The 23,713-nt window shown below is 63.9% G+C and carries 24 protein-coding genes and 1 riboswitch; of the genes, 13 read left to right on the top strand and 11 right to left on the bottom strand.

The genetic code is table 11. From position 1 onward, the window contains the following. Window positions 1-902: 902 nt before the first annotated feature. The gene (locus AB0362_RS24240; RefSeq protein WP_068048422.1) at window positions 903-1,187 is read right to left on the bottom strand and encodes a GNAT family N-acetyltransferase; all 285 of its coding nucleotides are present in this window, start codon (window positions 1,185-1,187) and stop codon (window positions 903-905) included. A gap of 187 nt (window positions 1,188-1,374) precedes the next feature. Between AB0362_RS24240 and AB0362_RS24245 the strand changes: the two genes are divergently transcribed. Beyond that, window positions 1,375-2,145, top strand: coding sequence for a hypothetical protein (locus tag AB0362_RS24245; RefSeq protein ID WP_094688133.1), 771 nt, complete (start codon window positions 1,375-1,377; stop codon window positions 2,143-2,145). A gap of 230 nt (window positions 2,146-2,375) precedes the next feature. Then, window positions 2,376-2,696, top strand: a complete 321-nt coding sequence (locus AB0362_RS24250; protein ID WP_068048442.1) for a homoserine dehydrogenase — start codon at window positions 2,376-2,378, stop codon at window positions 2,694-2,696. A 15-nt stretch (window positions 2,697-2,711) separates the two neighbouring features. On the opposite strand, the gene AB0362_RS24255 is transcribed toward AB0362_RS24250, so the two are convergent. Beyond that, a complete protein-coding gene (locus tag AB0362_RS24255) occupies window positions 2,712-3,074 on the bottom strand; it encodes a helix-turn-helix domain-containing protein (RefSeq protein ID WP_149408076.1) in 363 nt (120 codons plus the stop codon). A gap of 73 nt (window positions 3,075-3,147) precedes the next feature. Between AB0362_RS24255 and AB0362_RS24260 the strand changes: the two genes are divergently transcribed. Continuing rightward, a complete protein-coding gene (locus tag AB0362_RS24260) occupies window positions 3,148-3,804 on the top strand; it encodes an NAD(P)H-dependent oxidoreductase (protein ID WP_317549875.1) in 657 nt (218 codons plus the stop codon). 75 nt (window positions 3,805-3,879) lie between these two features. On the opposite strand, the gene AB0362_RS24265 is transcribed toward AB0362_RS24260, so the two are convergent. From AB0362_RS24265 to AB0362_RS24290, 6 genes are all read right to left on the bottom strand, one after another. After that, window positions 3,880-4,617, bottom strand: coding sequence for an ABC transporter ATP-binding protein (locus AB0362_RS24265; RefSeq protein WP_317549874.1), 738 nt, complete (start codon window positions 4,615-4,617; stop codon window positions 3,880-3,882). Next, complete coding sequence (locus tag AB0362_RS24270) at window positions 4,610-5,446, bottom strand: ABC transporter permease (protein WP_317549873.1); 837 nt, start codon at window positions 5,444-5,446, stop codon at window positions 4,610-4,612. Before AB0362_RS24270 ends, AB0362_RS24265 begins: the two co-directional genes overlap by 8 nt. Beyond that, the gene (locus AB0362_RS24275) at window positions 5,424-6,437 is read right to left on the bottom strand and encodes an ABC transporter substrate-binding protein (RefSeq protein WP_317534182.1); all 1,014 of its coding nucleotides are present in this window, start codon (window positions 6,435-6,437) and stop codon (window positions 5,424-5,426) included. The genes AB0362_RS24270 and AB0362_RS24275 overlap by 23 nt, the downstream gene beginning before the upstream one ends. Beyond that, window positions 6,434-7,156 (bottom strand): TenA family protein, encoded by a 723-nt coding sequence (locus AB0362_RS24280; RefSeq protein ID WP_317534183.1) that lies wholly within the window; start codon window positions 7,154-7,156, stop codon window positions 6,434-6,436. Before AB0362_RS24280 ends, AB0362_RS24275 begins: the two co-directional genes overlap by 4 nt. Further along, a riboswitch (TPP riboswitch) is annotated at window positions 7,150-7,249 on the bottom strand. It overlaps the preceding gene by 7 nt. A 63-nt stretch (window positions 7,250-7,312) precedes the next feature. After that, window positions 7,313-8,710, bottom strand: a complete 1,398-nt coding sequence (locus tag AB0362_RS24285; RefSeq protein ID WP_317534184.1) for a sugar porter family MFS transporter — start codon at window positions 8,708-8,710, stop codon at window positions 7,313-7,315. Window positions 8,711-8,828: 118 nt separating this feature from the next. Continuing rightward, complete coding sequence (locus AB0362_RS24290) at window positions 8,829-9,476, bottom strand: hypothetical protein (protein WP_317534185.1); 648 nt, start codon at window positions 9,474-9,476, stop codon at window positions 8,829-8,831. A 98-nt stretch (window positions 9,477-9,574) separates the two neighbouring features. On the opposite strand from AB0362_RS24290, the gene AB0362_RS24295 reads away from it, so the two are divergent. The 10 genes from AB0362_RS24295 to AB0362_RS24340 all read left to right on the top strand — a co-directional run bounded on the left by AB0362_RS24295 (window position 9,575) and on the right by AB0362_RS24340 (window position 21,182). Further along, window positions 9,575-11,152 carry a carboxylesterase/lipase family protein gene (locus AB0362_RS24295; protein WP_269595602.1) on the top strand — a complete coding sequence of 526 codons (1,578 nt, stop codon included), beginning with the start codon at window positions 9,575-9,577 and terminating at the stop codon, window positions 11,150-11,152. 208 nt (window positions 11,153-11,360) lie between these two features. Continuing rightward, window positions 11,361-12,875, top strand: a complete 1,515-nt coding sequence (locus AB0362_RS24300) for an ATP-dependent DNA ligase (protein WP_317534186.1) — start codon at window positions 11,361-11,363, stop codon at window positions 12,873-12,875. Window positions 12,876-12,979: 104 nt separating this feature from the next. After that, on the top strand, window positions 12,980-13,819 hold the full coding sequence (locus tag AB0362_RS24305) for a nitrilase-related carbon-nitrogen hydrolase (protein WP_197477958.1): 840 nt from the start codon (window positions 12,980-12,982) through the stop codon (window positions 13,817-13,819). Continuing rightward, window positions 13,819-15,240: a dihydropyrimidinase gene (hydA, locus tag AB0362_RS24310; protein WP_317534187.1), complete on the top strand. Its 1,422-nt coding sequence runs from the start codon at window positions 13,819-13,821 to the stop codon at window positions 15,238-15,240. Before AB0362_RS24305 ends, hydA begins: the two co-directional genes overlap by 1 nt. Window positions 15,241-15,243: 3 nt before the next feature. After that, on the top strand, window positions 15,244-16,275 hold the full coding sequence (locus tag AB0362_RS24315) for a TIGR03842 family LLM class F420-dependent oxidoreductase (RefSeq protein ID WP_149408066.1): 1,032 nt from the start codon (window positions 15,244-15,246) through the stop codon (window positions 16,273-16,275). Then, a complete protein-coding gene (locus AB0362_RS24320; protein ID WP_317810905.1) occupies window positions 16,272-17,207 on the top strand; it encodes an ABC transporter permease subunit in 936 nt (311 codons plus the stop codon). Before AB0362_RS24315 ends, AB0362_RS24320 begins: the two co-directional genes overlap by 4 nt. After that, entirely contained in the window at window positions 17,204-17,983 is a 780-nt protein-coding gene (locus AB0362_RS24325; RefSeq protein WP_094669468.1) for an ABC transporter ATP-binding protein, read from the top strand. The genes AB0362_RS24320 and AB0362_RS24325 overlap by 4 nt, the downstream gene beginning before the upstream one ends. Next, window positions 17,980-18,738, top strand: a complete 759-nt coding sequence (locus AB0362_RS24330) for an ABC transporter permease subunit (protein WP_317810906.1) — start codon at window positions 17,980-17,982, stop codon at window positions 18,736-18,738. Before AB0362_RS24325 ends, AB0362_RS24330 begins: the two co-directional genes overlap by 4 nt. Further along, a complete protein-coding gene (locus AB0362_RS24335; protein WP_094638603.1) occupies window positions 18,735-19,871 on the top strand; it encodes an ABC transporter substrate-binding protein in 1,137 nt (378 codons plus the stop codon). Before AB0362_RS24330 ends, AB0362_RS24335 begins: the two co-directional genes overlap by 4 nt. Beyond that, complete coding sequence (locus AB0362_RS24340) at window positions 19,872-21,182, top strand: aspartate aminotransferase family protein (RefSeq protein WP_317810907.1); 1,311 nt, start codon at window positions 19,872-19,874, stop codon at window positions 21,180-21,182. It begins immediately after the preceding gene. On the opposite strand, the gene AB0362_RS24345 is transcribed toward AB0362_RS24340, so the two are convergent. From AB0362_RS24345 to AB0362_RS24355, 3 genes are all read right to left on the bottom strand, one after another. Then, window positions 21,183-22,565: an FAD-linked oxidase C-terminal domain-containing protein gene (locus tag AB0362_RS24345; RefSeq protein ID WP_149408061.1), complete on the bottom strand. Its 1,383-nt coding sequence runs from the start codon at window positions 22,563-22,565 to the stop codon at window positions 21,183-21,185. A 90-nt stretch (window positions 22,566-22,655) separates the two neighbouring features. Next, the gene (locus AB0362_RS24350; RefSeq protein ID WP_269595612.1) at window positions 22,656-23,192 is read right to left on the bottom strand and encodes a DUF3558 domain-containing protein; all 537 of its coding nucleotides are present in this window, start codon (window positions 23,190-23,192) and stop codon (window positions 22,656-22,658) included. 4 nt (window positions 23,193-23,196) lie between these two features. Then, window positions 23,197-23,712 carry a DUF3558 domain-containing protein gene (locus AB0362_RS24355; RefSeq protein WP_269595613.1) on the bottom strand — a complete coding sequence of 172 codons (516 nt, stop codon included), beginning with the start codon at window positions 23,710-23,712 and terminating at the stop codon, window positions 23,197-23,199. Window position 23,713 lies beyond the last annotated feature (1 nt).

A 23,713-nucleotide genomic window follows, 5' to 3' on the forward strand; every position in this document is an offset into this window, starting at 1 on the left:
GTTCGTCACTCCGCGCGCTGTCGCAGGCAACCCAGACGCGTCGACCCGCACACCGCCGCCCCGAACTGCCCCGGAGCGTTGGCCCCGACACACACGCGCGCGCGTTCGCTATCCGCGCGCGGAATCGCACCCCGACCACTCACCATTTCCCGCGCACCCGACGAACGCGCGCGCTTTTGCGAAAAGCAAGGACAGAGCCAGGTGCCGGCGCGCGGTTGCGGGCTCGCAATCATCACCTCGACTCAGGGGACGGACACTACGTACGAGTGTTACCGGGCAGCGTCCGGGGGTCGGTTCGAGGCGTCGTCACTGTGTGGGTCTCGCGGCATCGCAGAGAGGGCAAAGTCGACGCGAATCACCTGCTGCGCCAGGAGAATTGGTGGACAACAACTCCTTCGTCGTCACCCGTTCAATTTAATCGGTGGAGTTCGTCGCTGCAGCCGTGCATGATCGTGGCACAGGCACATCGCAGAGACCGTGGAGGTGGACAATGGCAGCAGGCGCGATTTCCGTGGGCCGTCGATTCGTCTATACGCGGCTTGCCATGGTTGCCGATCATGTTCTCTGAGTGAGCCTTCGGCAGAATCGGTCGGTTCATGCCGACGACATGCAGCAATCGATCCAATTCTTCGCCGCACAGCAATGCTTTGTGCTCGGCGTCCACTCTTGTTGTAGGAGAACAGATGTACCACTACGAACAGATCCTGAACGAACATCGACAACGCGTCGCGCGGGGTGCGCAGAACTACGAACGGCGTCGGGTCGCGGCGGAGAGAGCTGCCGAAGCAACTGTTGCAGAAGCGAATTCATGTGATGGTGAGGCTGCGGAGGACATGGCTTCGAAGGACTGCGAATCGGAATCCGAGATCAGCGTCGAGGTGATGTCGTCCCGTCGCTGACGGTCAGAGGACGGTCAGATGTGAATAGCGATCGCCCGCGGCTGCGATGAAGTCGCGAACGAACCAGCACGCGGGGACAACGCGCAGACCCTGCGTGCTGGTGTCGTCGAGCGCGTATTCGGTGAGGGCGGCGGCAAGTCCTCGGCCGCGAAACTGCGGAAGCGTCACGGTGTGATGAAACGTTCGCGATCCGTCCGATTCGAGGTACTCCGAGTAGCCTGCCAGCTCGGAATCGACATGGATCTCGAACCTGTGGTCAACAGTGTCGTGGGTGATCTTGACCGGCATGGTGGTACCTCCTGGCCGAGTTTCGGTGCCACCACGGTAACCGGCACTCCTCCGGTGGGGCGTTCTGCGGTTACTCGAGCAGGCATCGACGCAGTAGGGTGAGGGAAACCGAGTCGTGCCAGCGCCACCCGTCGCAACACCGCTCTTCATAAGTACGGGTCGCTCTCGAGGCTGAAGGTGGCAATCCGTGGAAGACACATCCGACCGGGGAATCAAGGCATTCATCCGAACCGTCGCTCAGCGCGGTGGACGTGCGGAGCGGCTGACGACGTCGCGCCGAAATCCCGTGCAGGTCTGGTCGATGGACGGCACGTCGTCGTGCATAGTTCGAGTTCGATCGAAGGTGACGGGTGATTGGAAGGCCCGCAGGCAGGACGAATCGCTCGAGAGTGACGACACCGGATCCTCGTACTGGGTGTTCGTCGATCTCGCGAACGAAGAGCCGCGTTTCTACATGGTGTCGTCGGAAGAGATGGCCACCGACATTCGCGGAGAGGTCGACCTCTGGGTCCAGGATTCGCCACTGCGCACCAGGACCGGGCACCACGCAATCGCGGTGGACCGAGTGCTGCACGGCAGCGAGCGTTGGGACCTGCTGGGTCTGAGCTCGACGCTGGACACGACGATCGATGTCGGCCCCGAACAGACGTGGGTACGTACTCCCCGGGTGAAAGCACCCCGTAAGTCGGCCAAGGCGGCCTTGGAAGAAGAAGTGATCGACAACCGAGTACGCGTGGTCGCCGATTGCGAGGGCTATCGGCTGAGCGGACGCTACGATCCCGAAACGCAGCGACTCGAGATCACCGCAGGACCGATGGAAGGCCGACGGTTCGACAATCCTTCCGTCGCTGCCAGTGCGGTAGCAACACATATCAGTGGTGACGTCGAAGAGCGGGACGGCTGGCAGTTCTGGCAACTGGACACTCCGGATCGTGCTCCGCTGGGATCGTTTCAGTAGAGAACCACAGCTCGGGACTGTGTAGTTGTGACTCCTCATCAAATCGCCTTTTCCGGTCAAAACCGGAGAAAGGTCCGATTAATCTGGCCCTGGTAGGACGAGCTCCCTGTTTTAGCCCCTGGGTCGAATCGATGTTCGAGAGTTCGTCCGATCATCGAAATTCGGGTACCAGCGAGCTCAACGGTCGACAGTGCGAGGGGTGCTGTCGACCGTGGGGAGAGGTCTTCACCATGGAACATTCCTTCCGGACGGGCTCCGCCCATGCGTCCCGCTTCCTGTTCCTGATCGCCCAGTTCGTCGATCGCAGGATCCCAGCTGAATTCTTCTCGGCTCAGTTCCGCGAGCTGCAGAACACCCAATCCACGTATCTCGATGCCGACGTCTCTTCGGTCATCGGAATGCTGTCGGTCGACGTCGGCGCTTACCTGGGCGACGTCGAGGTCCGAGGGGTGGACTACATCGACTCCGAACAGCTCTGGCTGGCCGCCGGACAGGCGTTCCGTGATCTCATGACGGTCCAGTCCGAGCACTTCGAACGTGAGGCCGGGTGACGGCAACCGTCATCGTCACCGGAATCGATCACGATGCCGCAGAAGGTCTTCGAGCCGAAATCGTCTGTGGGTGCCGCGCATTTCGATCGGTAGATCGCCTGCATCGGCCAACCGTCTGACATAGGTGTCCGAAACACCGAGCACCTCGGCAGCGTGCGAGGTGGTCAGCAACTCGTCGACGGTACCGATTGCCACCGCCCGGCCGGTCGCGAGCTGGGTGAGAAGTTCCAACACCGCGCTGCGTGTCGCGTCGTCGAGTCGGACCTCCGAACCGCCGATCCTGATGTCGACGTCTGACCCGGTGCGCTCGTGAACGACCGCCGCCAGCGAGGTGGCCGATCGCGAATCGAGGGCAGGCATGACGAATCGGAAGTCCATTCGTCCAGGATAGGAGCGAGCGAACGCGGCGCTACGCATAGGCTCGAAGCACCCATCATGTGAGGAGCGTTCAGTGCCGCAGTTGTTGCACCTCGATTCGTCCGCCGACCCGGTCCGCTCGACCAGCCGTCGGGTCACGGCCCGCTTCTCTGACGCCTGGCATGGGATCGGCACGGACCACTCGGTGATCCATCGAGACCTGCACACGAGTCCGCTGCCGCATCTGCCCACCTCCGCGCTGCATTGGGCACCTCATCTGCGAACCGCAGACGAAACCGTGGAGCCCTCTGCCGAGGCGCTGCAGGTGGAACTGATCGAGGAATTGATCTCTGCGGACGTAGTGCTGATCGGTGCGCCGATGTACAACTGGTCGATTCCGTCGACCCTGAAAGCCTGGATCGACTACGTACACGTTCCGGGCATCACCGTGCCGTTCGACAGTGACACCGCACCCCTCGTCGGCAAGCCCGTGGTCGTGGTGACCAGCCGGGGAAACGACTACACCCCCGGTACGGACAACGCGTCCGCCGATCACACCACTGCACAACTGCGTCAGGTGCTCGAAGTTGCGCTGGGAATGGAGGTTCACTTCGTTCCGGTCGACTTGACGCTCGCCGAGCGGGTGCCCGCACTCGCGCCGCAGATTCCCAAGGCGCAAGCCAATCTCGAGGCGGCGTTCTCCGCCGTCGACGATCTCGCGCTGCGATTGGGTGGGACAACTGCCAGGTGAGGGCCCAGTAGCCTGGCGAAGTCCGCTCGAACGGCCAGACAACGACACCACCCGAGGTCGGCGTCGTTATGTCGGTCAGAGCGTCGACGCGCTGAGCAGAACGTCCATCAGCTGCTTCTCGACCGCTGCGAACTGCGGCGTCGTGACGATCTCGAGCCCGCGTGGGCGGGGTAGCGTCACCTCGACCTGGCGTCGAACGTGGGCGGGTCTGGGGGAGAGGACGATCACGCGATCGGAGAGGTAGACCGCTTCACGGATGTCGTGCGTGATCATCAGTACCGTCCATCGAAACTCCGACCAGACCTGCTGCAACCAGGCCTGCATGTCGCTTCGCGTCAACGAGTCAAGCGCCCCGAAGGGCTCGTCGAGCAGCACTACCGATCGACCCTGCACCACCGTGCGCAACAGCGCCGCTCGCTGGCGCATACCGCCGGAGAGCTCGAACGGCCTGGCCGACTCGTACCCGTCCAGGCCGAAGACCGGAAACAGCTCGCGTGCCCGCGCACGCGCCTCCTTCTTGGCGACGCCCTGCACTTCGAGACCGAGGGTGGTGTTGTCCAATACCGAACGCCACGGAAACAGCAGATCCTTCTGCGGCATGTAGGCGCACGGCGGTACCCGAACCGTGCCGGAATCGGGTCGGTCGAGCCCGGCGAGCATGTTGAACACAGTGCTCTTGCCCGAGCCACTGGGACCGATGATCGATACGAACTCACCAGGCTGCACCCCGAACGAAATACCGTCGAGCACAGGCTTTTCGCCGAACGACTTGGTGAGATCGCGAACATCGACGAAGGTGTCGGGGTCAGACATGAAGACCCACCGAACCGTGACGCGCCCAAGGCGCGACGAACCGCTCCACCACAAAGGTGGAGACGAACAGGACCACACTGATCACGGCCGTCACGGCAACCGCGGCGAGAACCAGATCGGTACGAAACGAGTTCTTCTGTTGACTCATGTAGATGCCGAGCCCTGCACTGGCTCCGGCATATTCGGCAAAGATCGCGCCGACCACGGCGTAGGTGATTCCGATGCGAAGAGAGGTGAAGAACCGCGGAAGCGCCGACGGTAGCCGCACGTATCGAAACTGTTGCCAGCGCGATGCTCCCATGCTGGCCAGCAGCGATCGTGCGTCTCGATCGGCCGCCGCGAAACCCTCGATGAGCCCGATGGCCATCGGGAAGAACGTGGCCAGTGCGATCACCAGGATCTTCGGAAGCAGCCCGAAGCCGAACCAGATGATCAGCAGCGGCGCGATCGCGATGATCGGGAGCGTCTGCGATACGACGAAGAGGGGAACGAACGCGCGCCGCAGCCACGGCGAGAAATCCACCGCGATGGCCAGCAACCACGCCAGGGCGAGGGAGACCGCGAAGCCGACGAGGGTCACCTGCAGGGTCGCCGCTGCGTTCTCGGCGATCGCGTCGCGCTGCGCCCAACCCTGGACCACCACGCGGCTGGGGGACGGCAGCACCTGCGGCCGGATGCCGCTGATCTCGACATAGATCTGCCAGGCGGCGATGAGTAGGACGACGACGGTCAGCGCGGGCCACGCCCACCGCAGCGAGGCTCGGATACCGCTGAACGAGTAGGAACCTCGGTCAGCGGCTACCGACTCATCGATCGCCGAGGTAGTCATTGGTGAAGTACGTCGACCAGTCCGGCTCCGCAGTCAGAGGCGCGCCGTTCTGATCGGCCAGCACACCGCTGTCGTAGAGGAATTTCGAGTAGGCGGCCCACTTGTCGAGGCTCTGTCGTCCCACCTCGCCGTTGGAGTCCTTCATGTACTTCGCGGCGAGCATCTCCTGGCTCTCGAAGACGAGCGATTCGTCGGTGAAGGTTCCCGGGTTGGCGTCGATCAGATCCTGTGCGGCCTTGTCCGGATCGTCGGCAGCGAGCTGGTAGCCGCGCTGCAGTGCCTGCACGAACTTCCTCGCCTCGTCCGGGTGGGCGTCGAGCCACGGTTCGTTGCCGCTGATCGTGATGGCGTAGGCGTCGGGAAATCCGTAGTCGGTGTAGTCGAAGTACTTCATCGGAGTTCCGCTGTGCTCGGCCTCGATGCCTTCCCACGCGAAGTAGGAGACGGTGAAGTCGGCGGTACCGGAGTAGACCGCCTCGTACGCCGATGTGCCCAGTACCACCGTCTCGTATTCGCCTGTGCCGCCGTCGTTCTTGATCACCTGTTGCAGGCCGGCCTGTTCGCCGGACTCGCCGAAGCCGGCATAGACCTTGCCGTCGAGTGCTTTCGGGCTCGGGATGTCGTCTCTGTCTGCACGAACTCCGATACCGGTCGCCCAGTGCTGGAGCGGCGCGAGGACCGAGACGGTCTGCGCGCCCGCCGAGGTGGCGAAGACGCCCGAACTCTGTGTGCTGATTCCGAACTCGGCGTTTCCGGCATCGACGAGAGTGTCTGCCGCGGTGTTGTTGTACGGGAGGATCTCCACGTCCAGACCTGCGTCTGCGAAATAGCCCTCTTGCAGGGCCACGTACAGGCCGGTGTGGTTGGTGTTCGGCGTCCAGTCGAGGGCGAACCGAATGGTGTTCGAGTCCGTCGAGTCCGAGCACCCCACCAGGCCGGTCGTGGCAACGACTGCCGCCGCCAACGCGGCGAGAATCCGAGTGGTTCTCATGCGTACACCGCACTCTCGGCCAGGGGCCATGGGGTGGGATGTAATGCGCTGTCCCAGAACATCAATTCGTATCTCGATGCCACGACGAAGGCGTCGATCATCTGTTCGCGCTGCGTCGGCGTCGCGGCCGCTGCGGCGTCATCGACGAATGTCCTGGCGGCGTCGACGATGGCATGGAATTCCGGCGCATCGTACGCGGCCACCCACTGCGCGTACGGATGCTCGGGATCTCGATCGAGAACAGCCTTCGCTGCACTGGCGAGTGAGCGACCGACGTCGGCGTAGATCCAGAAGCACGGCAGAACAGCTGCTGCCGCAACAGGATACGGTTCGGTTGCCGCCGTCGCGGTCAGGTAGGACGTGTAGCCCAGGCATGCCGGTGAGGGCTCGGGCGTCCGGGGCGACGGGGGCAGTGCTCCACCGTTCAGCATCGCTTCGTGCGATGCGGCTTCGTCCATCGCACTCGCGGCGGCGCTTGCCCAGAACGCGCCGACGGCCGGGTTCGGTGCGTGCGCTGCCAGCAGTGACAGCGATTTGACGTATCCGCCCAGATAGAGCGAGTCCTGTTCGAGGTACCGACGGAACGCATCGAGCGGAAGCGTCCCCGCCCCGAGGAGCCGAAGAAATTCGAGGTCGTCGATCGCCCGTCGAATGTTCTCGGACGCATCCCACAGTAGATCGGTGAAGCGGACCGGGTCCGCAGATACAACAGGCGTCATCGCCTTGACATCCCTTCGTCAGCATTACCTGCATCAGGTTCGGCGGGTTTGATCTCAGCATCCGCATCGGCGGACACACCCCGTGTCAGAACGACAGTGACAGTAACACCGGTCACTCGATGGTGCTGCTGTTGCCCCTGTATCTGCGGTCCGGCATCACCCCAGCATGTCTTCTAGCTCCATACCCTTGGTCTCCCGGATCTTGGCCTTGACGAAGAAGAACGAGAGCGCGGCGAACAACGCGAACCCTGCGTAGATCACCCACAGACCCACAGACGACGTCAGCGGCGGGAAAGCAAGCGTGACAGCGAAGTTGGCCATCCAGTTGGCTGCGGTACCGATGCCGAGTGCCATGGCGCGCATGCGGTTGGGGAACATCTCACCGAGCATGACCCACATGATCGGACCCCAGGTCGAGGCGAAGAAGATGACGAACAGATTGGCCCCGACCAAGGCGATCGCACCCCACGGAGCGGGCAAGGTGACGTTGTCGCCGCTGCCGGTCGCTTGCGAGAACGCCACCGACGCCATGACCAGTCCGCCGAACATGCCGATCGAGCCGGCCATCAGCAGTTTGCGCCTACCGATACGGTCGACGAACAGGATCGCCACGAACGTCATGACGACGTTGATCACCGCGGTGATGACGGAGGTGGTGAACGACTGATCCTCGGTGAAACCGACCGAACGCCACAGAGTCGTCGAGTAGTAGAAGATCGCATTGATGCCGACCAGCTGCTGCAGCACAGCCATGGTGATGCCCACCCAGACGATGGGTTGCAGGCCGAACTTCGGACCGCGAATGTCGGCGAACGACGAACGCGACTCCTTGCGCAGCGTCAGCCTGATCTCGTGGATGCGCTCGTCCGGGTGCAGTTCCCCGGTGATCTCGGCGAGGACTCGGGCTGCTTCCTCGTCGAGATGCTGACCGACGAGGTAACGCGGAGACTCCGGGATCAGGGTGGCCAGCAACCCGTACACGAGAGCGGGAACCACGCCGACCAGGAACATCCAGCGCCATGCCTCGATGCCGAACCACAGGTCGTTGGACGCGCCGTCGGCTGCGCCGGCGAGAAGGGCGTCGGACAGTAGAGCGGCGAAAATGCCGATGGTGATGGCCAATTGCTGGAGCGAGGCCAAGGAGCCGCGCCATTTGGCCGGAGCGATCTCGGCGATGTAGGCCGGGGCGATCACCGAGGCGATGCCGATTCCGAGGCCACCGAGTACGCGCCAGAGCATGAGGTCGGGGACGCTGAAGGCCAATCCCGAACCGATCGAGGAAATGACGAACAGGGCCGAGCCCAGCAGCATGACTTTCTTGCGTCCCCAGCGGTCTGCGAGGCTGCCGGCGAACCAGGCACCCACTGCGCACCCGATGAGCGCGATCGCGACCACGAAGCCTGTGGTGAACGAACCGAGGAGGAAGTGATCTTCGATCGAGTCGACAGCGCCGTTGATGACCGAGCTGTCGAAGCCGAACAGGAATCCGCCCACAGCAGCGGCGATGCTGACGCCGATGACCTTCGCTGTGTGGCGGTCCGAGGTCTGATTCATGAGTGATGCACCTTCCGGCCGCGCGCACAGGCGTCGGCCGCTGGGGAGACCGTACGGCAGGGATTGTCGTACCGTCCCCGGACATTACGCCTGGTTGTTTGCCGCGCGAACGAGACCGTCAACGAAGGTCGAAATCGTCGTCCGAGACGGTGAAACCGTGGCCTACCTGATCGGTGCACGTGACCCCGGTCTGCTCGTCGACGCTGCACTGGAGGCCGTTGGTGGAGCCACTTCCGGGGATTGTGAGCACTTCGCCGTACGGCAAGGCCGCCGCAGGGCCGTCGAAACGGTGGAACTTGGGATCACCCAAGCTCTCGAACTTCGCCGCAGACCCGGCAATCAGCTGCACAGCGTTGGGTTTCACCGCCGTTCCCGACGCCCCGCTGCCGGGAACCTCGGGTGCCGAATCAGGCAGTGACCCGTGGCATCCGGCGATCGAGGACTCGAGCACGGCGATACCGCACTCGAATTTTCCGCTCGGGCTCGTGAAGTAGTACCAGCCGGGTGCTTTGCCCGCGTAGTCCTGCGGTTCTGCCTGGGCTGCAACAGGACTCGTCGGTGCCGCCGTGGTGGACGTCGGCGTGGTCGTCGTTGGGGTGGACGGTGATGCCGGCGCGGCGGAGGTGACGGAGGGAGCCGTGGTGATCGGGGTGGGGCGGTCGGTGATCACGGTCGCCATCGGACCGTTGCCTTCCCCGCTCGAGCCGCAGCCTCCGAGCAGGCACGCCCCGACGATTGCCACTGCGGCACATCCGATTGTCTTCATCGCCGGTTCCTTCGCTCGCGGGCGTCGACGCTGTGCGTATCGTCGCCGAGGGGATGGTTGATGTTGGTACGTTGGGCAACGACCGAAGGGGAGGTTCCATGGACACCGCGTCTGACTCCGCTGCGTCCGATTCCACCGTGCTCGTGAGCACGCCCTACGGCGACGTTCTCGGCTATCCGGTCGCTGCCGATGCGTCGCCCATCGTGGCCTGGAGGGGTATTCCCTACGCGACGCCGCCGGTGGGCAAGCTCCGGTTCCGTGCGCCGCGTCCGTTGCAGCCCTGGTCGGGAGTGCTTGACGGCCTCGAGTTCGGTGCGATGGCTCCGCAGGGTCGCGACAGTCCGGTGCCGATCGATCCGTCGCTGTCGATTTCCGAGGACTGTCTCACGCTCAACATCTGGGCTCCCCGTCCCGGCGCGGAACTGCGGCCGGTGCTGGTCTGGATCCACGGCGGTGCGTACTCGCTCGGATCGTCCGCCCAGCGGGTCTACGACGGGAGGAACCTCAGCGAGAACGGCGACGTGGTGGTGGTGACCATCAATTTCCGGCTGGGCCCGTTCGGGTTCCTCGACCTTTCCTCGTTCTCCACCGACGAGCACACGTTCGAGACCAATTTGGGGCTGCGAGATCAGATTGCCGCACTGCAGTGGGTCCGCGAGTGCATCTCTGCGTTCGGCGGTGATCCCGATCAGGTGACGGTGTTCGGTGAATCCTCCGGGGGAGCGTCGGTCACCACGTTGATGACTTCTCCCAAGGCCGAGGGGCTGTTCCAGCGCGCTATCGTGCAGAGCGCGCCTGCGACCTCGGTGTACGGCCCCGACCGCGGAGCCGCGGTGGCGTCGAGATTCCTCGAATTGGTGGGCGTCGACCGGAAAGACATCGGCGAATTGTTCGACATGCATTTCACCAGGCTGGTCACCGCCGGCGACACGCTCTGTTACGAGATCCCGACGACAGTTCCTGGGACACTTGGTCTTTCGCCGGTCGTCGACGGCGATATCGTTCCGCGTTATCCCGTGGCTGCCTTCCAGAAGGGGCTCTCGCACAAGATCCCGTTGATCATCGGCACCAACCACGACGAGCCCTCGATCTTCCGATTCATGAAGTCTCCGTTGATGCCGATCACCTCGGACACCGTCTCCGAGATGTTCCGCGCCATCGCGCACGACCACGCGGATCTGCCGGCCTATCGTGTCGCCGAAATCATGGCGGCGTATCCGGACAGGGACAAACCCGCTGGAGCACAGGCTATTTCGCGGGACGCAGGATTTCTCATGCCCAGTTTGTGGATCGCCGACGCGCACAGCAGGCATTCGCCGACATGGATGTACCGATTCGATCATGCGACGCCGATGCTCAAGGCCGCACGGGTGGGAGCGGGACATGCGACCGAGCTGCCGTACGTCTTCGGCAATTTCGGAACGCTCAACCGAGACCCCACCTTCTGGCTCGGTGGCCGAAAGCCCGCAATGGCGGTGTCCGCGCGGATGCAGAGACGCTGGCTCGCTTTCGCGCGGTACGGTGTCCCCGCCGCGCTCGATGCGTCCAAGCATTGGGCTCCGTACACCGAGAAGACGCGCTGGACGCTGGTGATCGATGCATCCGACACTCTCGTCGACGACCCCGACGGTGACATGCGCGCGGCGTGGGGCGACCGCGTTCTCGGGTTCAGCTGACACGTCGTCCATGCAACGGAGTCGTTCCGCAGGCTCCACTCCTGCGCGTTCTGTCGCACGGACGTGGCTGACATGAATCGAACGTAACAGCAAGAACAGTGGTCGCTCGAGTCACACCGGTAACAATTGGATGTCAGCGCGCGGGAGTGGAGCCTGCGGAATGACCTGATCAGGCGAGTCTGTCGGTGGGGGCGGTTATGTTCGATGTGTGTTGATGTCGAAGATCGTCGAAACGTCCCGCGCAGTATCGGCGACGCGTTCGCGCAAGATCAAGATCGGGCAGATCGCTGCCCTGCTCGCCGAGGCCGAGACCGACGACATCGAGCCCGCTGTGTCGTGGCTGTCGGGGGAATTGCCGCAGGGGCGGATAGGAGTCGGCTGGCGCACCCTGGCCGATCTCGACGTGGCGGCCGCTGCCGACTCGACGCTGACGGTTGCCGAGGTGGACGAGGCGATATCTTCGGTCGCGGCGACGTCGGGGGCCGGTTCTGCTGCTCGGCGGGTAGCGATACTGACCGACCTGTTCTCGCGCAGCACAGCCGAGGAGCGTCGGTTTTTGATCCGGCTCGTCACCGGCGAGCTGCGTCAGGGCGCGCTCGAAGGAATCATGGTCGACGCTGTTGCCGCGGCCACGAACCTGCCGCAGGCACCGGTGCGTCGCGCATTCATGCTCTCGGGTCGTTTGCCTGCGACGGCCAATGCCGCCATCACCGGTGGCGTCGAGGCGTTGGATGCATTCCGGCTCGAGGTCGGTCGCCCGGTCCGTCCGATGCTTGCCTCTCCCGCGGAGTCTCTACACGCTGCCTGGGAACAGTTGTCCGGCGACCTCACCGTCGAATACAAGCTCGATGGTGCGCGAATTCAGGTGCACCGCTCCGGAACCGACGTGAGCATCTACACGCGAACCCTGCGCGACATCACTGCGAGTGTGCCCGAGCTGGTGGAACTGGTTCTCGAGCTGCCGTGCGATTCGGTGGTCCTGGACGGGGAGACCCTCGCGCTCGAAGACAGCGGACGGCCCAGGCCGTTCCAGGAAACGATGAGTCGGTTCGGTGCCGAGAGTGCACACGAGCTGCTGCTGCAGCCCTACTTCTTCGACTGCCTGCACCTCGACGGCGTGGACCTGCTCGATGCCCCGCTGGAGCAGCGCCTCGCCGCACTGGACCGGGTAGCGCCGGGGCACCGAATTCCGAGTGCCGTTCGGCCCGATGCGGACGCAGCAGCGGCCCACTTCGACGCTGCACTCGACGCCGGGCACGAAGGGGTCATGCTCAAAGCGCTCGGTGCGCCGTACGCCGCAGGCCGCCGCGGAAAGAGCTGGCAGAAGGTCAAACCCGAACACACGCTCGACCTCGTCGTCCTCGGAGCCGAGTGGGGATACGGGCGTCGCACCGGTTACCTGTCCAACCTGCACCTCGGAGCTCGCAATCCCGACGGCGGTGACCCGATCATGGTCGGTAAGACATTCAAGGGCCTGACCGACGTTCTGTTGCAGTGGCAGACCGACGAATTCCCGAAACACGAGCGCGAACGCGACGAGCACACGGTGTACCTGCGTCCCGAACTGATCGTCGAAATCGAACTCGACGGTGTGCAGGTCAGCCCGCGCTACCCGGGCGGCGTGGCCCTGCGATTCGCGCGAGTACTGCGGTATCGCCCCGACAAGGACCTCGCCACCGCGGACTCCATCGACGCCGTGCGCGCACTCCTTCCACACTCGTGAAAACAGTCCCGACGATTAATACATACGAAACCGGCCGAACGACCCCGTAACACGGCGCAAAATATTCTCGAGGGTGCAAGCCAGCGAGAGATGGAGTGCCAATGATGTCCACAGTTCGAGCTGCTCTGGTCCAAAGCAAGTGGACCGGTGACAAAGAATCGATGATCGCGGCACACGAGGGGTTTGCTCGGTCCGCCGCCGAGCAGGGCGCGAAAGTCGTCTGCTTCCAAGAACTTTTCTACGGTCCGTACTTCTGCCAATTGCAGGACGCGAAATTCTACGAATATGCCGAATCGGTACCTGGGCCTACCGTCGACCGTTTCGCCGCGTTGGCCAAAGAACTCGGCATCGTGATGATTCTGCCCGTGTACGAGCAGGAACAGCCCGGACTTCTGTACAACACCGCTGCCGTGGTGGACGCCGACGGCACCTATCTCGGCAAGTATCGAAAACACCACATCCCCCACGTGAACGGATTCTGGGAGAAGTTCTACTTTCGCCCCGGCAATCTGGGGTGGCCGGTGTTCGACACCGCGGTCGGGCGTATCGGTGTCTACATCTGCTACGACAGGCATTTTCCGGAAGGTTGGCGGGCGCTCGGTCTTGCCGGTGCCGAAATCGTCTTCAATCCGTCGGCTACCTCGCGTGGATTGTCGAACTATCTGTGGAAGCTCGAACAGCCCGCTTCGGCCGTCGCCAACGAGTACTACGTGGGCGCGATCAATCGAGTCGGAATCGAATCCGAATACGGTGACGACGACTTCTACGGGACCAGCTATTTCGTGGACCCCGAAGGTAAATTCGTCGGCGAAGTGGCGTCGGATACGGAACCCGAAATAATCGTGCGTGACCTCGACATGGACCTGCTCAAGGTGGTACGCGACCGGTGGGCCTTCTATCGTGACCGCAGGCCCGACGCATACGGACCGCTGGTGCAACCCTGATGGCCACCACCTTCGTGCACGGCGGAACCGTGGTATCCACCACCGGCGCACAGGAATTGGATGTGCTCATCGACGGTGAGAGCATCGTCGCCGTGCTGGCACCAGGATCGGTCTCCCTGGCCGCGGACCTGAAGACCTCGGCGGACGTCGTCGTCGACGCGACCGGCAAATACGTCATTCCCGGTGGGGTCGACGGACACACGCACATGGAGATGCCGTTCGGCGGTACGTTCGCCTCCGACACCTTCGAAACCGGAACGCGCGCAGCCGCTTGGGGTGGCACGACGACGATCGTGGACTTCGCGATTCAGACACCCGAACAGCGCGTCCAGGACACTCTCGCGCAATGGCACGACAAGGCCGCGGGGCAATGCGCTGTCGATTACGGCTTTCATCAGATCATCGGCGATGTCACCGACGATTCGCTGAAAGCCATGAGCGAGTTGGTATCCGAGGGCGTCACCAGCTTCAAGCTGTTCATGGCCTATCCGGGCGTGTTCTACTCCGACGACGGCAAGATCCTGCGCGCGATGCAGTCCGCCGCCGAAACGGGTGCACTGCTGATGATGCACGCGGAGAACGGCATCGCGATCGATGTACTCGTCGCTCAATCGATCGCGCGTGGAGACACGGCCCCGTACTTCCACGGCACGTCGCGGCCGTGGCAGCTCGAGGAGGAGGCGACGCATCGAGCCATCATGTTGGCCGACGTCACCGGTGCACCGCTCTACGTCGTGCACGTCTCGGCCAAGCAGGCTCTGGAACAGATCGCGCAGGCCCGGGGCAACGGGCAGAACGTGTTTGCCGAGACATGTCCGCAGTACCTCTATCTCTCGCTCGAGGAACAACTCGGTGCACCGGGCTTCGAAGGTGCCAAATGGGTCTGCTCGACGCCACTGCGGTCGCGAGCCGAGGGACATCAAGACGAGTTGTGGCGGTACCTGCGCACCGGTGACGTGTCGACCGTCAGTACCGATCACTGCCCGTTCTGTATGAAGGACCAGAAGGAGATGGGTGTCGGCGATTTCTCCAGGATTCCCAACGGGATCGGTTCGGTGGAACACCGCATCGATCTGATGTTCCAGGGAGTCAAGAGCGGCAAGATCACGCTGGAGAAGTGGGTCGATGTCTGCTGCACCACTCCGGCCAGGATGTTCGGGATGTATCCGAGGAAAGGCGTCATCACTCCGGGTGCCGACGCGGACATCGTGATCTACGACCCGAACGGACACACCAGCATCGGCGTCGACAAGACCCACCACATGAACATGGACTATTCGGCGTACGAGGGTTTCGAGATCGACGGGCATGTCGATACCGTGATCTCGCGTGGCCGGATCATCGTCGACGGTGGATCCTATTCCGGCACTGCGGGACACGGCCGATTCGTCCGACGCGACTTGTCTCAGAATCTGATCTGAGCCATGGACATCGGGGTAGTGCTCCAGTGCAATCCGCCGGCGTCCCGTGTTGTCGACCTGGCCAGACAGGCAGAGACACATGGTTTCTCGCATGTGTGGACGTTCGATTCGCACCTGCTGTGGCAGGAACCGTACGTCATCTACAGCCAAATTCTGGCCGCGACGAGGCGGGTGACCGTTGGCCCGATGGTCACCAATCCCGCCACCCGCGACTGGACGGTGACGGCATCGACGTTCGCGACGCTCAACGACATGTTCGGCAATCGGACCGTCTGCGGCATCGGCCGCGGTGATTCGGCCGTCCGTGCCCTCGGCGGCAAGCCGACAACCCTTGCAACGCTGCGGGAATCGATAGAGGTGATCCGTAACCTGGCCAACGGGCGGAGCGCCCGGGTCGGTGAGACGACGGTGCAGTTCCCGTGGGCGGAGCGGTCCCGGCTCGAGGTATGGGTTGCGGCGTACGGACCCAAAGCCCTCGAGCTCACCGGTCAGGTGGCGGACGGGTTCATTCTGCAGCTGGCCGATCCCGATATCGCGGCCTGGACGATCGGTCGGGTCCGCGCTGCGGCCGAGCAGGCGGGTCGCGACCCGGATTCGATCTCGATCTGCGTTGCAGCTCCCGCCTACGTGACCGACGGTACCGACGCAGGGCTCGAACACGCCCGAGATCAGTGTCGTTGGTTCGGCGGGATGGTCGGCAACCACGTCGCCGATATCGTCTCGCGATACGGCGGCGATGGCGGTGGTGTTCCGCAGGCTCTCACCGACTACATCGCAGCGCGCAAAGGGTACGACTACAACGAGCACGGTCGAGCAGGAAACTCGCACGCAGAATTCGTTCCGAACGAGGTGATCGACAGGTTCTGCCTACTGGGCACCCCGGCCGATCACATCGCCAAGCTGAAAGAGCTGGAAACACTCGGCGTCGACCAGTTCTCGGTGTACCTGCAGCACGACGCCAAGGCCGCGACACTCGAGGCCTACGGAGAGAGCATCATTCCGCAGATCCGCCCGAGCGTGACGGCAACGTCGTGACGAGTCTGCTCGATCAGGCTGCGGTGGTGGCACCCACTTCCGCCGGTGCGAATCGAGGAGTGCGGCGTCCGGTGATGGCAATGGTGGCCGTCGGCTCGTTGCTGGCGGTCTGGGAGCTGGTGAAAGTGCTCGTCCCCGAGAACGGGGTGAGTGTCGCCGGAGTGCGGGTGCTGCCGCGTACCGACGACGGTGCACTACCGCACGTGTGGTCGGTGTTGGCGGCGCTGACCGAGCCCGAGGTGAACGTCGCCGGCGCTCGCAGTGTCGGTGCCGCAATCGTGTCCAGTGGACTGTTCACGTTCGGGCTCGCCGTACTCGGGTTCGCGCTGGGGACGGTGGTCGGGCTGTTGCTGGCCGTGACGATGCAACGGTTCGTGTGGGTCGAGCGGTCCGTGTTGCCGTATGTGATCGTCTCGCAGACGGTTCCGCTGATCGCGTTGGCACCGCTCGTCGCGGGCTGGGGCGGGAAGATCGCCATCGGCGGTTACGCCTGGCAGCCGTGGATGAGCATCACCGTCATCGCGTCGTATCTCGCGTTCTTCCCGGTGGCGGTGGGAATGCTACGCGGCCTGCGTGCACCCGATCGGGCAGCACTCGATCTGATGCACAGTTACGCGGCCGGATGGTGGAGCACCCTCGTTCGGCTTCGCCTGCCCGCCTCGGTGCCGCACCTGATCCCGTCTCTGCGTCTGGCTGCTGCCGCCGCCGTGATCGGTGCCGTGGTCGCCGAAATCTCCACCGGAACGACCGGCGGTATCGGTAGGCAGATCATCGTGTTCTCGCAGCAGGCAACAGGAGACGCGTCCCGCCTGTACGCCGCTGTTCTCGGCGCAGCGGTGCTCGGGTTGGTGGTGACCGCACTGGTATCGCTGCTCGATATCGCGCTCGGCCGTTATGCGGGCCGCTCGCCCGGTCGAAAGGATCGGTCATGACCGAGCATGCGGTACTCGTCGAGGGCGTGGGGAAGACGTTCGACGGGGGAGTGACTGCGCTGGAGGATGTATCGCTCGCGATTGCCCCCGGTGAATTCGTCTCGCTGATCGGGCCTTCGGGGTGCGGTAAGTCGACGTTGCTCCGCATCGTGGCCGATCTCGAGCAACCGACGTCCGGTTCGGTATCGGTGTTCGGCCTGTCCGCTCGCCGAGCCCGCGTCGAACAGAAGTACGGCATCGCCTTTCAACAGGCAGGGCTGCTCGATTGGCGCACAGTGCAATCGAATGTCGCATTGCCGCTGGAACTGCACAAGGTTCCCAAACGTCAGCGAGCAGAACGGGTTCGCGAGTTGCTGGACCTCGTCGGACTCACCGATTTCGCAGAGAAATTTCCCAGCCAGCTGTCCGGTGGGATGCAGCAACGAGTGGCGATCGCACGGGCGCTGGCTCGAACGCCTGGACTGTTGTTGATGGACGAACCGTTCGGGGCACTGGACGAGATGACCCGCGAGAAGATGCAGAACGACCTACTCCGCATCGCCGAGGAGTCCAGCGCAGCAGTGGTGTTCGTGACCCATTCGATTCCCGAAGCGGTGTACCTGTCCGATCGGGTGGTTGTCATGTCCCCTCGGCCGGGACGGATCGTCGACACACTCACGATCGACAGTTTCGATGCGAACGGGGATCCACGCGAATCGGCGGAGTTCTTCGCGTCCATCACCGCGGTTCGTGACGCATTGCACGGCCGTGCGGTGCGCAGTGCGGATCTGCGATGAAGCTCTGGTTGCCACCGGTGGTGTTCGGTGCCGCGGCACTCGCACTGTGGCAGTTGCTCACGGTCGTCGCGGGGGTTCCGTCGTTCCTGCTGCCGTCGCCGAGCGCCATCGCCGAGCAATTCGTGCGCAACCTCGGCAATATCGGATCGGCAAGTCTGGCAACGGGAACCAATGCTTTCGTGGGGTTGATCGCAGGCGCGGTGCTCGGTCTCCTCGCAGCAATGGCCGCGGTTCGGCTGCGAATCGTCGACGAACTGCTCACCCCGTTGGCGGCGGGTGCCGCAGCCGTTCCCATCGTCGCTCTTGCGCCGGTGTTCAACTCGATGTTCTCCTCGACCACCGACCTACCGCGGCGTCTCGTGGTGACCATCGTCGTGTTCTTCCCGGTATTCGTCAGCGCGGCAAAAGGACTGCGGCAAGTCTCGGCTGTGCACCACGACCTGATGACGTCGTATGCCGTCGGCGGTTGGCAGTTCACCCGCATCGTTCGCCTCCCATCCGCCGTTCCGCACATCTTCACCGGGTTGCGGGTTGCCGCTCCCAATGCTGTCATTGCTGCCATCATCTGCGAGTACTTCGGTGGACTGCAGAACGGTTTGGGGTCGCGGATCACCTCCGCCGCGGCGAACACGGCCTACCCCCGGGCGTGGGCCTACGTGATGGGTGCCATCGCAGTCGGTTTGCTCTTCTTCGTGGTTGTTCTGTTGCTCGAGAAACTCGTGTCCCGGCGTCGTCCCCAGGAAAGATGGATATGAACATCACTCGAACCCCCCGACCCCTTCTCGCCGTCGTCATGGCTCTGGCGGTGGTCGCCTCGGCCTGCAGCACCACCACGACCGACACCGACACCGCGGCCGACGGGAACACCACGATCAAGCTGCAACTGCAGTGGTTCAAACAGGGCCAGTTCGCGGGCTACCTCGCCGCCGTCGATCAGGGTTTCTATGCGGAACAGGGGCTGGACGTCGAAATCCTCGACGGTGGAACGGATATCGTTCCGCAAACCGTGCTCGCACAGGGGCAGGCCGATTACGCCGTCGCGTGGGTACCCAAGGCGCTCGCATCCCGTGAGGCCGGAGCCGGCATCACCGACGTGGCCCAGATCTATCAGAAGTCGGGCACATTGCAGGTCTCGTTCAAGGATCAGAACATCGCCACACCGGCCGACCTCCAGGGCAAGACAGTCGGAAACTGGGGCTACGGCAACGAATTCGAGCTGTTCGCCGGTATGACCAAGGCCGGGGTCAGTCCCTCCGACGTGACGTTGGTGCAGCAGCAGTTCGACATGAACGGCCTTCTGTCCGGAGATATCGCCGCAGCCCAGGCGATGTCCTACAACGAGTACGCCCAGTTGCTCGAGACCGTGAACCCCGCAACCGGTGCGCTCTACACGGAGGACGATTTCACGTCGCTGAACTGGAACGACGACGGTGTCGCGATGCTGCAGGACGCGATCTGGGCCAATACCGACAAGCTCTCCGACGAGGCGTACCGGGAGCAGACCGTCAAATTCTTGGCGGCATCGTTGAAGGGCTGGATATTCTGCCGCGACAACGTCGAGACGTGCCGCGACATCACCGTCGCTGCGGGCTCGACACTCGGCGCGAGTCATCAGCTGTGGCAGGTCAACGAAGTCAACAAACTGATCTGGCCGTCCGCGGACGGGATCGGAATGATCGACGAGGCGGCCTGGCAGCAGACGGTCGACATCGCGAAGTCCACCCGGAATGCCGAGGGATCGACCGTGCTGACGGCCGACCCCGACGCCGAGGCGTACACCAACGAGTACGTCACCGAGGCTTTGGATTTGTTGAAGGCCGACGGTGTGGACGTGACCGGAGAGTCGTACGCTCCGATGGAGGTCACACTGGAGGAAGGCGGCAAGTAGATGGATCACGTGTTCTACTCCTGGTCGGCGCAGGCCGAACTGAATCCGATCACCGTCGAGGGTGCGGAGGGATCGTGGTTCTGGGACGACAAGGGCAAGCGATACCTGGACTTCTCGTCACAGTTGGTCAACGTCAACCTCGGACATCAACACCCTGACGTCGTCGCCGCCATCGTCGAACAGGCCCAAGTTCTGACGACCATCTCTCCGACCGTGGCCAACAACAAGCGCAGTGAACTCGCGGCGTTGATCGCCGAACGTGCGCCGGGTGATCTGAACCGAGTGTTCTTCACGACCGGTGGCGCAGAAGCCGTCGAGCACGCGGTGCGGCTGGCGCGACAGCACACCGGACGCACTAAGATGCTTGCGGCGTACCGCTCGTACCACGGTGGAACCGGAGTTGCGATCGGTCTCACCGGTGAGCCGAGGCGTTGGGGCACCGAACCCACCAACGTCGACGTCGTCCGGTTCTTCGGGCCGTATCCCTACCGGTCACCATGGGGGACAACGACTCCCGAGGACGAAACGGCCGCAGCACTGGCACACCTCGAACAGGTCATCGTGCTCGAGGGTGCGCAGAACATCGCCGGACTGATTCTCGAATCGGTCATCGGCACCAACGGTGTGCTGATCCCGCCGCCCGGATATCTGGCCGGCGTTCGGGCGCTGTGCGACAAGTACGGAATCGTCTACATCGCCGACGAAGTGATGGTCGGGTTCGGGCGAATCGGCGAATGGTTCGCATGCCAGGCCTGGGATGTGACACCGGATCTGATCACGTTCGCCAAGGGCGTCAACTCCGGGTACGTGCCTCTGGGCGGGGTGGTCATCTCGGAGAAGATCGCCTCGCAGTTCGATCACAAGCCCTATCCCGGCGGGTTGACCTATTCCGGTCACGTGCTCGGGTGCGCGGCCGGCGTGGCATCCATCGGAGTGTTCGAGCGCGACAAGATTCTTCCGCACGTGCGTCACGTCGGCGAGGACGTACTCGGGGCGGGCCTGTCGAAGCTGGCCGAATCTCATCCGAGCGTGGGCGAGGTGCGCGGCAAGGGATTCTTCTGGGCAGTCGAATTGGTCAAGGACGGCCAGACGAGGGAACCGTTGGTGCCGTTCGCCGCGTCGGGCAAGGACGCGGCGGCCATGGGCACGGTGACCGCAGCGGCGAAGTCCCGCGGTCTGTGGCCCTTCGTATCGGGCAATCGCCTCCAGATCGCGCCGCCGCTGACGACGTCCGAGGACGAGATTCGTCAGGGACTGGAAATCCTCGACGAGGTGTTGACGGTGGCGGACGGGTTCACCGTCGACGGGTGATCACAGCACCGCACCGGGGTTGAGGATGCCCGCTGGATCGAGGGCAGTCTTGATCCTGCGGGTGAGTTCCATGACGTCCTCACCGACCTGATCGGGCAGCCAGGCCTTCTTGAGGCGACCGACGCCGTGTTCGCCGGTGATGGTGCCGCCCAACGAAATCGCCAGATCCATGATCGCGCCGAAGGCGATGTTGGCGCGCCGTGTCATGTCGGCGTCCTCGGGGTCGAAGACGATCAAGGGGTGGGTGTTGCCGTCACCGGCGTGGGCGATGACCGCCACCAGCACATCGTATTTCGTGGACAGCTCGGCGATTCCGTCGACGAGGGCCGGAAGTGCGGGCAGTGGAACGCCGACGTCCTCGAGCAGCAGGCTGCCGAGTCGCTCGACCGCGGGAATGGCGAATCGCCGTGCGGCAGCGAAGGCCTCACCCTCGTCGGGGTCGTCGGTGGTGAAGACATCCGATGCGCCGGCCTCGGTGCACGCGGCCGCCATGATCTCGATCTCGCGACCTCGGTCGGCGCCGGGGGAGTCGGACCGAGCAATGAGCATCGCTGCCGCCTCGCGATCGAGTCCCATGTTCATGGCATCTTCGACGGCACCGATGGACGCGCGGTCCATGAACTCGAGCATCGACGGCCGCAGGTTCCGGGTGATGGCCAGAATTGCGGCGGTCGCGTCGTGCACCGACGCGAACGACGCGACCACCGTACTGGCGGGAGGTTGCGCCGGGATCAGTCGAAGAGTGATCTCGGTGATGATGCCCAGCGTGCCCTCGGAGCCGACGAACAGCTTCGCAAGGGACAGGCCCGCAACATCTTTCAGGCGTGGCCCACCCAGTCGGACGGCGGTACCGTCGGCCAGGACGACCTCGAGACCGAGAACGTAATCGGTGGTGACGCCGTACTTCACACAGCACAGGCCGCCCGCATTGGTGGCCGCATTGCCTCCGATGGAGCACATCTCGAACGAGGACGGGTCCGGTGGGTACCAGAGGCCGTGTTCTGCGACGGCCTTCTTGACCTCGACGTTGAGCAGCCCGGGTTGTACAACGGCGATGCGGGTCACCGGGTCGACGGCGATCTCACGCATCAACTCGGTGGTGAGCACGATTCCGCCGTCCACGGCGGTGGCACCACCGGACAGGCCCGACCCGGCGCCGCGTGGGACGACCGCCACGTTGTGCTCGGTGGCCCACCGCATGACGGCACGAACGTCCTCGGTGGATTGTGCGCGCACGACGGCCAGTGGGGTGCCGGCGTCGGGATCCTTCGCCCAGTCGCGTCGGTAGCCCTCGGTGATGTCCGGGTCGGTGACCACCGCGCCGGGTGACAGCAGGGATTCGAGCTCGCTCAGGCGGGCATCTGTATCGGTCGTCACCGACATCTCGGTCTCCTCACATCGAAGTTGTGACCGTCGCCACTCGAGTGTGTCACGGCCGCGTGTGCGGTGGAGTCGGGGCCGGTCGGCGCTCGGTCACTGATTGCGTTGCAGCGTCAGTTCTGCGAGTTCGGTGGCGGCGGCGCACGGGTCGGCCGGACTGGCGCCTCGGTACTGCACCCACCAAGTGATGACACCCGAGTACGCCGCGCTGATTCCGCACGACGACGGATCGTCCGGCCGTCGTGACAGGAACGCCGTGGTGCCGGCAACGGCGACGTCTTCGGTCGCGTAGCCGAGCCGATCGGCCAGGTCTCGCTCGCGCGGTAGTGCATCGTTCTCGAACCAGGCGAAAGTCACATCGATGAGTCCGCCGCCGCCGATGCCGGTCCACATGCACACTGCACCGTAGAAGTACTGCTCGACGAGGTCGGCACCCACTGTTTCGGCGATGGTGGGATCGGGGACGGCGATGCACTCCTCGAGCAGCTTGTCGAACTGCCCACTGCCGCCGGATCGAGCGGGCACGGCCGTACCGGTCACGGTGGTGGTGCATCCGGTACCGACGGCCGCAGTGACGAGGACAGCGGCGACGACGCGGCGGGTGGAATCGGCGGAGCGGAATGTCGACATCGGGCTACTTCGCCTTCGAGATCGTGATTCTGGCCAGATCCTCGACGACGTCGCAGGAATCGCGGGGGCCGTCGACCACGAAGTTGACGGACCAGTGCACGAAGCCGTCCCCGTTCTCGACTCCGGCCTCGCACGACGCTCCCGACGCCGCGGCGGTGAATCCAGGGTGACCGTCCACATCGATGCGCTCGATGGTGCGACCGACGGCCTCGGCCACGGAACTCTCTCGGTCGATGGGGCTGCCGCGGTACCAGGTGAACATCGCGTACGCGCCGCTCGTGGATTCCCAGCGGCAACGAATGGCGTTCTCGGACACCGCCGTCAGGTCGGATACGGCCGTGAGTTCCTGCACTTCTGCGTCGTCCATCGAGCCGCATTCACCGACGAAGAGTTCTTCGGTGATGGGTCGGTCGGCCGTCTCGGACGTATCCGGACCGGCCTCGGTGGCCGGCGTGTTCGAGCATCCGAACAGCCCGCATGCGACCGCAGCGATCAAGGCTGCAACGGCTCGGGTGCGCACG

This window comes from Rhodococcus sp. NPDC079359 (genome assembly GCF_040702585.1).
GTDB lineage: Bacteria > Actinomycetota > Actinomycetes > Mycobacteriales > Mycobacteriaceae > Rhodococcoides.

What these genes read in the sequence shown, in the direction of transcription:
- AB0362_RS24240 (WP_068048422.1), bottom strand. Translation starts at nt 1,187, where the DNA reads ATGCCGGTCAAGATCACCCACGACACTGTTGACCACAGGTTCGAGATC.
- AB0362_RS24250 (WP_068048442.1), top strand. Translation starts at nt 2,376, where the DNA reads ATGGAACATTCCTTCCGGACGGGCTCCGCCCATGCGTCCCGCTTCCTG.
- AB0362_RS24255 (WP_149408076.1), bottom strand. Translation starts at nt 3,074, where the DNA reads ATGGACTTCCGATTCGTCATGCCTGCCCTCGATTCGCGATCGGCCACC.
- AB0362_RS24265 (WP_317549874.1), bottom strand. Translation starts at nt 4,617, where the DNA reads ATGTCTGACCCCGACACCTTCGTCGATGTTCGCGATCTCACCAAGTCG.
- AB0362_RS24270 (WP_317549873.1), bottom strand. Translation starts at nt 5,446, where the DNA reads ATGACTACCTCGGCGATCGATGAGTCGGTAGCCGCTGACCGAGGTTCC.
- AB0362_RS24275 (WP_317534182.1), bottom strand. Translation starts at nt 6,437, where the DNA reads ATGAGAACCACTCGGATTCTCGCCGCGTTGGCGGCGGCAGTCGTTGCC.
- AB0362_RS24280 (WP_317534183.1), bottom strand. Translation starts at nt 7,156, where the DNA reads ATGACGCCTGTTGTATCTGCGGACCCGGTCCGCTTCACCGATCTACTG.
- AB0362_RS24285 (WP_317534184.1), bottom strand. Translation starts at nt 8,710, where the DNA reads ATGAATCAGACCTCGGACCGCCACACAGCGAAGGTCATCGGCGTCAGC.
- AB0362_RS24290 (WP_317534185.1), bottom strand. Translation starts at nt 9,476, where the DNA reads ATGAAGACAATCGGATGTGCCGCAGTGGCAATCGTCGGGGCGTGCCTG.
- AB0362_RS24295 (WP_269595602.1), top strand. Translation starts at nt 9,575, where the DNA reads ATGGACACCGCGTCTGACTCCGCTGCGTCCGATTCCACCGTGCTCGTG.
- AB0362_RS24305 (WP_197477958.1), top strand. Translation starts at nt 12,980, where the DNA reads ATGTCCACAGTTCGAGCTGCTCTGGTCCAAAGCAAGTGGACCGGTGAC.
- hydA (WP_317534187.1), top strand. Translation starts at nt 13,819, where the DNA reads ATGGCCACCACCTTCGTGCACGGCGGAACCGTGGTATCCACCACCGGC.
- AB0362_RS24315 (WP_149408066.1), top strand. Translation starts at nt 15,244, where the DNA reads ATGGACATCGGGGTAGTGCTCCAGTGCAATCCGCCGGCGTCCCGTGTT.
- AB0362_RS24325 (WP_094669468.1), top strand. Translation starts at nt 17,204, where the DNA reads ATGACCGAGCATGCGGTACTCGTCGAGGGCGTGGGGAAGACGTTCGAC.
- AB0362_RS24330 (WP_317810906.1), top strand. Translation starts at nt 17,980, where the DNA reads ATGAAGCTCTGGTTGCCACCGGTGGTGTTCGGTGCCGCGGCACTCGCA.
- AB0362_RS24335 (WP_094638603.1), top strand. Translation starts at nt 18,735, where the DNA reads ATGAACATCACTCGAACCCCCCGACCCCTTCTCGCCGTCGTCATGGCT.
- AB0362_RS24340 (WP_317810907.1), top strand. Translation starts at nt 19,872, where the DNA reads ATGGATCACGTGTTCTACTCCTGGTCGGCGCAGGCCGAACTGAATCCG.
- AB0362_RS24345 (WP_149408061.1), bottom strand. Translation starts at nt 22,565, where the DNA reads ATGTCGGTGACGACCGATACAGATGCCCGCCTGAGCGAGCTCGAATCC.
- AB0362_RS24350 (WP_269595612.1), bottom strand. Translation starts at nt 23,192, where the DNA reads ATGTCGACATTCCGCTCCGCCGATTCCACCCGCCGCGTCGTCGCCGCT.